This is a genomic window from Peptoniphilus sp. DNF00840 (assembly GCF_001553125.1).
GTDB classification, from domain to species: domain Bacteria; phylum Bacillota; class Clostridia; order Tissierellales; family Peptoniphilaceae; genus Peptoniphilus_A; species Peptoniphilus_A vaginalis.
Window position 1 is genome coordinate 1 of record NZ_KQ960224.1, and the last position, 9,577, is coordinate 9,577.

The window sequence follows — 9,577 nt, forward strand, 5'->3', positions numbered from 1 at the left end:
TTTAAGTCCAACTTTTGGGGGTCAGTTCATTTTTCTAAGGCTATTTTTAAACAATTAAAAACACACGCAGAATAACAAAAGTATTTATACTTATTGCTTTTTGGTAAAGGTGTTAAAAGTTCATTTTTAAGGTTACATAATGAGTTTTAAAGTTACCTGCGTGTGTTTTATGAAAGGTGAAATTACATATGTAATATGTATGTATATTTCTATTCATTTTTTTGAAATCAGAAAAATATTTTTTTATCTGCTTTCTGTTTGGGTTTAACTGTTGTTAAGATGATTTTTTGAAAGGAACAAACAACAGTTAATTAAAATGTAAACACTCAATGCTAACTATTCACTAGGATAATGTTATTTTTGAATGTAGTCATCAAGCGTTTCATACTCTGTATGTTTATTTTTTGTGATTTTTTATGAATGGGATTTTATTTTTAATTCTGGGTTATGGTATGGAATTAGTTTGTTTGTTAGTAGGTTATTTTTCAATAAAAAAGCGGGTAGTCGGAGGAACTACCTGCTTAGAAGTGGTGATTCAGCAACCTTTGGGAAAATTGCTGATTTATAAGATACTATGATAAGCTATTTTACTAGCTTATGTTATGTATGTTTATTTTTTATGATTTTTTTCAAATGAGATTTTATTTTTTAAAGTGTTTTAATATCTTTATATCCATCGCTTGTTAATACTTCTAGTTTTATTAAAGTTTTATATATTTCTTTGTTACTTTGTTCATATTTGACTTGTATCTTGGCTTTTCCATTTTGTTTTAAATAATCTTCTAATTTATCTAGGAGTTCTAAATCATCTGTATAAACTGTCACTAAAGAGTTTTTAACATAGCTGTTGCCTTCTGGATAAAATGTTATTCCATTTGTTGTTTGGCTTCTGAATATATCATCTGATGAAATCATAGCCAGTTTTGTTACATTTTCTTTTATTGTTGGGGCATTTATCATTAAATCCTGTATAGTGCCTTGTAGTGGAAAATCATCTTCTAAAATATTTATTATTTTTGCTTTTGTTGTATCTGGTATAAGCTTTACTTGTATTTTCTTGTCTTCTAATGGTTGATTTTGAGTAAATATTTCTGCTGATGATATATCTATTTTTCCTGTATTGCCTTTTATATCTTGTAGCGTTAAGATATTTCCTTTTTTCTCTATAACCTGAACTATTGGGTCTCTTCTTATTGAAAGTTGTTCTGTGCCATTAACTCCTTTTAATTTAATAATATTATAAACAAAAGTGTCTAATTTTAAGCATCTAAGGTCTATTTTTAACATTGCTCCTGATGATTCTTGTATGTATATTGCGTAATCAGAACCCCTTGTGATTTTATAGTTTCCATTTAGTTTATTGAGTTCTGCTTCTGGACATACTGGTGGTTGTTGTGGTGGAATTACTATTGTTCCTGTATTTGGTTTTGTGCTTGTGTTTCTTTTTATGTAGTAAGCTTCTCCATCTGCTGTTGCCACAAATTGCCCTTTAAGTGTTGTATTTAAGTGCTTTCTTGGGTTTTCTATGTTGTATAATAATTCATTTGGTAGTCCTGACTCCTTTTGTCTACCTGAATAAACTGTTGCTCCCCTTAATCTTCTTCTACTGATTGGGTCTTTTGATAATGGTTTTTTATCATTTGCTAACTCTGCTTTTATTGCTGTTGACATCTTGCCTGTGTCTGCTATTATCAATGTTTCATTAGCATCTGATATATGTTTTCTATAATTTCCTGATGCTAAGAGAAACAGAACTGCTAATATTGCCAATGTTATAATGATTTCTATTAGTGTAAATCCTTTTGTTGATTTGGTTTTCATTTTGATTTTTTCCCCCTTTCTTTTTTTAAGTCATAATATGTATGAAAAAAAATTGAAAATTCATGTGATTTAGAAAAAAGTTTTTATTTGTATATAAACAAAACATAGATTTCTAATTATCCTTTTAAATCTCATTAAATGCTCGCAAATCCTTATTCTAAAGGGCTTCGAGCATTTTTACTGTTGGAAGATACTTCACGTTTCCTTATATATTTCCTCATGAATTGACTGTCAGAAGTGGTAAATTAGTAGTAAATTCATCTGTACTACTAAGCAACAAGACGTTCCTGCTGTTTCTTTTTTTCCAAGCGGTTCATCTCTGCCATAGCAGAATCGAATGTAGCATGTGCGTAATAGTTCAGCGTCATGTTTATATTCGCATGCCCCATAATGTACTGCAATGCTTTTGGGTTCATTCCTGCATTTGCATAGTTAGTGCAGAACGTATGACGCAAAATGTGTGGAGTGATATGGGGTAGCTTAGCCTCATGATATTTATTGTATTTCTTGACAAGGTTTTTCAACATACCATTGTAATCACTTGCCACTTTAGGATAGTCTTTCCCATTGAGAAAAAGGAAATTACTATAACCATCAATCACAACACATTTACGGTTCTTCCGATTCGCCAGCACTCGCTGAAACGCTTGATAGGCTTCTTCAACCATAGGAACTTGTCGTTCGCCACTTTTAGTCTTGGGAGTTTCAATGTAGTATCCATTTTCAGTATCTCGTAGTAACTGATGGTCTACCTTGACAAGACGATTTTCAAAATCCAAATCTGAAAGTGTCAGACCGCCAAACTCTGAAATACGAAGACCCGTTTTTAAGAGTATCAGGATTTCATCATAATTCTTGCTGTAGGTCTTATCAGCTTTCGCAAAGGATAACAGCTTTTCTTCCTGCTCCGTTGTCAATGCGACTTTAGGAACAGTATCATCATCAATGACGGTATTTAGCTGGAAGTCAAAGGGATTCTTCCGAACACAATCGTCTTCAATCGCAATATAGAATGAAGCCCTTAAAGAACGCTTATAGTTATTGATGGTTTGATAAGCATATCCATCTTCACTCATTCTAATCGCCCATTCTTTAGCGTCAGACGGTTTAATGCTGTCTATGCTCCTTGCACCTAACTTGTCCTTTGTCAAAATATCCATCAGATATTTCCGTCCAGTTTGCGTGCCTTTCTTCACATTGGGTCTTTGAGCATTCTGCTTTGCGTAAAGCTGACAAAGTGTCATTTTCTTTCCTACAACATCAATGCCATCATGAATGTCTTTCAGTAGCTCCGCAACTTTTTCCCGAAGAGGAACACAATCACGCTTTCCTGCTGGTACTCTGTCTGTAGCCACCAGTTTCCATGAGTAGATAAATTGCGGTTCTCCAAATGAATCTACATATTTATATAAGTATCTTCCGTCTTTTCGTTGGCTCTCCCCAGTCTTTAAAATGCGACCTTTATTGTCACGTCTTTTCTCTGACATGGCTTTCGCTCCTTTCCAAAATGGAAAGAGCCTTGATACGACTTAATGCTATTTTATCATATCCAAGACCCTTTGGCGACGCTAGATTGCGTCCAATTTATCAATAATTTTTTCAAACTGTTTTCGCTTTATCTGAATACGATTGCCATTCATAATCAGCCAATCAGCATTTTTATTTTCATCTGCCAAACGACGGAGCTTATTTTCGCCAATACGGAAATACTTAGACGCTTCTTCAATGGTCAGGGTATAACGCTCCCAGATAGGAATATCTGTCTGCTTCATAAAATCCTCCTTTCCCAATCACACGTTAGATTTCATAAAAGTAGTTTTACAAGCAATCGAACAGCTTTAGCAAAGCTCACGGGAGTTCCACCCTTGCACGGTTCTCGTCCAACTGTACTCATTGCCTGCGACGCTTTTAACGCTCGGACTATGACGATACAGGAGTATCATTATTACGATAAGAATGTCTTCGCTGGCAATCCTGCTAAAGATTACTTCTCGGATCACTGACATGAATCGCTCGCTATCTTTACAGGGCAGGTCATGGCGGTCAGCTCCGTTGGCTCTTTTCTTATCGAAATGTATTCGACTGCTGTTATTCAGTTTTCAAAGAACAGATGGCTTGTCAGCCTATCAAAACATACTGAAAGACAATATGCTTTGATGGAATAACAAACCTCCCCAATCGGGAAGTATGGAAAGCTCGTCCGCACTTCCACGAAAAGAGAGATAAATCGGTGCTACTCAATCTCAAATGACAGGATTTTTGTAATCAACCTGGTTTCCATTCGTCCACGTAAGACCTCATCAACGACCATACTTTGATTGCCATATTCATCTTTCATCAACCGTAGAGAGCGTTTAGCAATGTACCCTCTGTAATAATGTAGAATCTGGTTAATCGCTTCTGTATCGCCATCACAAGCCTTTACAATCAATGGGAATGGAATTCTGGAATATTCTTTTCTCATTCTTCGTTTTCCTCCTCCATAAACTTCTTGATTAAGGCTAGTCCACTGGTTCTATGCCGATAGACAGTAGAACGGTTCAATTTCAACAGGTCTGCAATTTCTGAATCGCTCATGTCCATAAAGTAAAACAGCAGTAGAATTTCACGTTTCTTGTCTGGCAACTCACGTAATGCTTCACTCAACAAATCATTTTCAACGCCTACTGATAACCCATTGAGTGTAAAAATCTGAAAGTCAGTTGAATAGTTATCTGTTGTCGCAAACTGGCTAACAAGATAATCGCCAACATCCGAAAAGGACACCTCACGCTTTGCAATCCTTGAAAGATAAAGCATATAATTCTTTCGCTCGTCTTCCATAGCACGTTTACAGATATAGTCAAACTGATTTTCTATTGTGGTCTGAAAAGAAGATGGTTTCATGTTTCTCACCCCCTTTCTGTCTAGGAAAGGAAGTGAGCCTTGCTCGTTTATCTCCTTTCACTCTTAGTCCCAATGTGAAAGGGGGATTTGTTGCATTACTGATAAATAAACTTTGTAAAAAAGTTCTGAATAGCCAAAAAAGCATATAAACAGATTTATTTCTCTGTTTACATGCTTCTGTTATTCTATCTATATGATTTATAAAACCACATTGGTGGACGTACTTATCTATTGCAGATAGACGACTTTTTTTGACAAGAACCCAATGTAAGGAAATTTATTGTATATGATGTACTTCATGGCGACGTTGACCTCCAACAAACCGCCATTTGGAAGTAATATACAATATTTTAACAGCGTAAATAGCACTACCATATAACGGTTTTTTTTATTGGCGTTTAGTAGTGCTTTTTATTAAATATAAACCTATAAACCATATAACACGTTTTTCTATACCTGTTTTTAATTCAGTAGGAACAATAAAATGTATAGAGGTGGTCTACTATGCGTAAAAAAGAAGATAAATATGATTTTAGAGCCTTTGGTTTAGCCATTAAAGAAGCTCGATTGAAACGAGGTTTAACTCGTGAACAAGTGGGAGCATTGATTGAAATTGACCCACGGTACTTAACTAATATTGAAAATAAAGGGCAACACCCCAGCATACAAGTTCTTTATGACCTTGTATCGTTACTTCATGTTTCCGTTGATGAATTTTTCTTACCTGCTAATAACTTGGTAAAAAGCACCCGACGATTACAGATAGAGAAATACATGGATAGCTTTACAGACAAAGAACTATCCTTAATGGAATCTTTAGCCAGCGGTATCAACGAAGCAAGAAACATCGAAGACTAATTAAAAGAATCCATACATAACGGAAAGAGCCGATAAAATGAGATTGTATTAATCTCATTTTATCGGCTCTGCGTCTTTGCGTCTGGCTCTGTAATCACAGTTACTTTGAACTGCTTTATTTCAATTAAATTTTCTTGTCTGCATTTCGGACAATAGAGGGGGAATTTTTTTAATTCAGTATCTTCCCTTATCTTTAATCGTGTTTTATTTCCACATACAGGACACAATATCCACTTGTAGTTTATAATAACTATCTCCTCCTTTACACTTTAATTCAAATCTTTATTAAAAAATATTTCATCTTATTTAACAAGAAACCATATTTATATAACAACATAAAATACACTAAGTTATTTTATTGAACATATATCGTACTTTATCTATCCGACTATTTGGACGACGGGGCTGGCAAACAGGTTCACCGGTAGTAACATGGTACCCTTTTAACTCTGTTAAACAAACACTACGTCCATTTGTAAAGAAAGTTAAATCACTACGATATTCTTGAATACACCGAGCAGGGATTTCTCCACTAAGAATGACCTCATTATTTTTCAATTGAGTGTCTACGATGTTCGCACAATATTTAGGAGCATCGTTGTATGCTCGTGAAAGATATTCCTGTGGCGCATAAATTTTAAAACTAAGATATGGCTCTAACAATTCTGTTCCAGCTTTTTTTAAGACTTGTTCCAATACAATAGGAGCAAGCATCCGAAAATCTGCTGGGGTACTAACAGGGCTATAGTATAAGCCATACTTAAAACAGATTTTACAGTCCGTCACATTCCAACCATATAATCCTTGTTCGCAACCATAGCGTATCCCTTCCATAACTGCATTTTGAAATGATTGATTTAAGTATCCAAGAGAAACCGAGCTCTCATACTGCATTCCACTTCCCAACGGAAGCGGTGATACAGATAAACCAATGGAAGCCCAGAAAGGATTTGGCGGCACTTCGATGTGAATGGTATATTCTGCATTTTTTAACGGTCTCTCCATATAAATGACTGTAGGCTCTTTTAGTTCTATCTCCACATGATACTTTTCTTGCAACAGTGCACTAATCACTTCCATTTGTACTTTCCCTAAGAAAGAAAGTATAATTTCATGTGTCGTAGAATCCACGTAATATCGTAGAAGCGGATCACTATCTGAGATTTCCAAAAGGGCATCAAGCAACATTTCTCTCTGTTCAGGTTTACTCGGTTCAACAGTTGTTTGTAGTAGAGGGTGCGGATTTTCAATCTTTTTTCTCTGTGGCAATAGTTTTGTATCTCCAAGAACACTATTTAACTTCAAAAACTCATTTTGCAAAATAACAATTTCTCCAGAATAAGCTCTATCAATCTTACATAATTCACCATTTATTGAAGTATACATTTCTGTAACTTTTATTTTTTCTTTTTCTGATACTCTAACCGAATCTCGTAAATGTAGTACTCCACTATAAAGGCGTATATATGCAAGACGTTGTCTTTTTTTTGTATATTCAATTTTGAAAACATTTCCGCAAAGTTCAGACGGACCTCGATGTGTTGATGAATAAAATTTATTAGTAATAACTTCTATAAGGTTATCAATCCCTATATTACTTTTTGCACTTCCATGATAAAGAGGGAACAGAGAACAATTCTGAAATCTTATGCTTTCCTCTTGTTCGAGTTCCAATGCTTCTAATGATTTACCGGACATATATTTCTCTAAAAGGTCATCGTTTCCCTCTATTACCGTATCCCATTGTTCAGATTCGGTAAAGTTCGTCACACACATATTAGGATACAGTTCTACCTTCTGTTTGATTACAATTTCGGCAGAAAGTTTCTCTTTAATATCCTGATAAACCGTTGATAAATCAATTCCATTTTGGTCAATCTTATTGATAAAAAAGATTGTGGGAATCCCCATTTTCCTAAGTGCATGAAATAATATACGAGTTTGTGCTTGTACGCCATCTTTTGCAGAAATCAGTAGAATTGCCCCATCTAAAACTGATAATGAACGATATACTTCTGCTAAGAAATCCATATGTCCTGGCGTGTCTATGATGTTCACCTTCGTATTTTCCCACTGAAAAGAGGTTATTCCTGTCTGAATTGTAATTCCTCTCTGACGTTCTAAAAGCGTATTATCCGTCCTCGTTGTACCTTTGTCCACGCTTCCTAATTCTGTAATCGCTCCACTGTTATATAATAAGCTTTCTGTTAAGGTAGTTTTTCCTGCATCAACATGAGCTAAAACTCCAATATTAATAATTTTCATGTGATTTTCCTCCATTCAAAAACCCAAAAGGGCATAAAAATCCCAGTGATAAATACTTTTATCACTGGGATTTTTATGCATAACCATAGGTATACAAAGCATACAGATATTCTCTGGATACTTTAGAATCACATGATAAAGGTATTCTTAAACTGGGTACAAAAAACTAAGCCCTCCTAAAAAAGGACATCCAATTATTTGTTCCCACTATCAAATTGACAGTTTATTTAAGAATACCTTGCCACATATTTATTAACTCCTTTTAAATAGATACTTAAATAATAGCACGTAAGAGCATATTTGTAAAGGAATCTCCAATTTTTTATCAAAGAGAGTACGTGATTACAAAATAGCTGTAATAATGTACCAATATTTGTTATTCTATAATCTTCCAATTACTCCCGTTCTTTTCAAGTACCAAATCAAATTGAGATACCTGCGTTGCTTTGGTCTGCTGGTCGATATACTCCACTGTCAGCGATACCGTGACTTGATTATCCTTACGATTGTGAATAGGATTTACCAGTTCTTGAAAGATGTACTCTTTTCCGATTGGTTTTAATATCCCGTCATTCACATAGTAGGAAAGTTCACTGGCTGTCGCTGTAGGATAGAGCTTGAAGAACGTCGTTAAAAACTCATTGATTTCATTGGTTGTAATGGAATCAACCGTCCCCTCACTTTCAATGGCTTTTGGTTTATAACTTGATTTCTTAGGTATGTTGGTAATGGTCGGATTCTTAACCAGTACCATATTTCCAGAACCATCTACATAGACACTCACTATATAAGCAGAGTGGACGGTCTTTGTATTTTCTCCCTCTGTAATGAGCTGGTCTACACTGTAGGTTACATTAAACTCATTGTCGCCAGTTGGCTCTACCGTCCATATCTGAAATCCTCTTACAGAAGACGATACAGGAATATCTTTGCGTACTGTATCAACATTGAGAGCTTGAAGTTCATCTGTCAGATAGCCTTTTAGACTTTCCATTCGATTATCAATGGACTTATCGGATTGCTCCCATGAATAGTAGACTTTCGCAAAGTTCTCTACAAAATTTTCTACATGATGAGTATCAACGTATTCCTTTTCTATGATAGTTGTTTCGTGAATAGTATGAGTATCTATAGCTGTAAAGTGCTTGAATATCGCAAAGCTGAAACTAAGCCCTAAAAGTACCCACAAGGCAATCACAACCTTTTTATGAGGATTGACCTTATAGTAGACACGAGGTTTCTTTTCCTTTGGTATCTGTTTTTCTTTATTCTGATTTTTTCTACATGGTGTCTATATCTTCCTGTTGCTAATAGGAGTAAAACTGCTATAATTGCCATTGATATTACTAATTCTATTAATGTGAATCCTTTCTTTGATTTTCTTATCATTGAAAAATTCCCCCTTTCTTTTTATTTTTACTTTGTATGTTTTTTATCAATGGGTTTGATGTTTTTGAGATTTTTTCTTTTAAATTTAGTTGGTATTATAATTTTTGTTGGTTTGTTAGTATGTGAAGAAAAAAGGCAGATAGTCATTTTTGACTATCTGCCTAGGAAGGGATTCAAAACAACTTTTTCAGTTGTTAAGATGATAAAAATTACATAAATAAGCTATTTTACTAACTTATAATATGTATGTTTATTTTTTGTTGTTTTTTCTGAATGAGATTTAATTTTTTATTTATAATTGTTATATTGATTTTAATAGGTATTAAAACCTGCTAACAAAAGTCAAGTATAACCTGAA

General features: G+C 34.6%; 11 protein-coding genes. 1 reads left to right on the plus strand and 10 read right to left on the minus strand.

Annotation, left to right across the window (positions count from 1 at the left end; translation table 11 throughout):
- Positions 1-648: 648 nt before the first annotated feature.
- From HMPREF1864_RS05735 to HMPREF1864_RS05755, 5 genes are all read right to left on the minus strand, one after another.
- Positions 649-1,821: a type IV pilin protein gene (locus tag HMPREF1864_RS05735; protein ID WP_062571881.1), complete on the minus strand. Its 1,173-nt coding sequence runs from the start codon at positions 1,819-1,821 to the stop codon at positions 649-651.
- A 269-nt stretch (positions 1,822-2,090) separates the two neighbouring features.
- On the minus strand, positions 2,091-3,308 hold the full coding sequence (locus tag HMPREF1864_RS05740) for a tyrosine-type recombinase/integrase (RefSeq protein WP_062571882.1): 1,218 nt from the start codon (positions 3,306-3,308) through the stop codon (positions 2,091-2,093).
- Positions 3,309-3,389: 81 nt separating this feature from the next.
- Positions 3,390-3,593, minus strand: a complete 204-nt coding sequence (locus HMPREF1864_RS05745) for an excisionase (protein WP_000814510.1) — start codon at positions 3,591-3,593, stop codon at positions 3,390-3,392.
- 461 nt (positions 3,594-4,054) lie between these two features.
- Entirely contained in the window at positions 4,055-4,285 is a 231-nt protein-coding gene (locus HMPREF1864_RS05750; RefSeq protein WP_001224508.1) for a helix-turn-helix domain-containing protein, read from the minus strand.
- Positions 4,282-4,707 (minus strand): sigma-70 family RNA polymerase sigma factor, encoded by a 426-nt coding sequence (locus HMPREF1864_RS05755; protein ID WP_005957428.1) that lies wholly within the window; start codon positions 4,705-4,707, stop codon positions 4,282-4,284. The genes HMPREF1864_RS05750 and HMPREF1864_RS05755 overlap by 4 nt, the downstream gene beginning before the upstream one ends.
- A 504-nt stretch (positions 4,708-5,211) precedes the next feature.
- Here HMPREF1864_RS05755 and HMPREF1864_RS05760 point away from each other — a divergent pair.
- Complete coding sequence (locus tag HMPREF1864_RS05760) at positions 5,212-5,565, plus strand: helix-turn-helix transcriptional regulator (protein WP_001227347.1); 354 nt, start codon at positions 5,212-5,214, stop codon at positions 5,563-5,565.
- 59 nt (positions 5,566-5,624) lie between these two features.
- On the opposite strand, the gene HMPREF1864_RS08410 is transcribed toward HMPREF1864_RS05760, so the two are convergent.
- The 5 genes from HMPREF1864_RS08410 to HMPREF1864_RS05775 form a co-directional block, all read right to left on the minus strand.
- Complete coding sequence (locus HMPREF1864_RS08410) at positions 5,625-5,792, minus strand: cysteine-rich KTR domain-containing protein (RefSeq protein ID WP_000336323.1); 168 nt, start codon at positions 5,790-5,792, stop codon at positions 5,625-5,627.
- A gap of 118 nt (positions 5,793-5,910) precedes the next feature.
- Entirely contained in the window at positions 5,911-7,830 is a 1,920-nt protein-coding gene (tet(M), locus tag HMPREF1864_RS05765; RefSeq protein ID WP_000691736.1) for a tetracycline resistance ribosomal protection protein Tet(M), read from the minus strand.
- A gap of 15 nt (positions 7,831-7,845) precedes the next feature.
- Positions 7,846-7,962 carry a tetracycline resistance determinant leader peptide gene (locus HMPREF1864_RS08415; RefSeq protein WP_001791010.1) on the minus strand — a complete coding sequence of 39 codons (117 nt, stop codon included), beginning with the start codon at positions 7,960-7,962 and terminating at the stop codon, positions 7,846-7,848.
- A gap of 244 nt (positions 7,963-8,206) precedes the next feature.
- Positions 8,207-9,085 (minus strand): conjugal transfer protein, encoded by an 879-nt coding sequence (locus HMPREF1864_RS05770; RefSeq protein WP_050547166.1) that lies wholly within the window; start codon positions 9,083-9,085, stop codon positions 8,207-8,209.
- Positions 9,025-9,219, minus strand: a complete 195-nt coding sequence (locus tag HMPREF1864_RS05775; protein WP_062571883.1) for a type IV pilin protein — start codon at positions 9,217-9,219, stop codon at positions 9,025-9,027. Before HMPREF1864_RS05775 ends, HMPREF1864_RS05770 begins: the two co-directional genes overlap by 61 nt.
- Between the last annotated feature and the right edge of the window lie 358 nt (positions 9,220-9,577).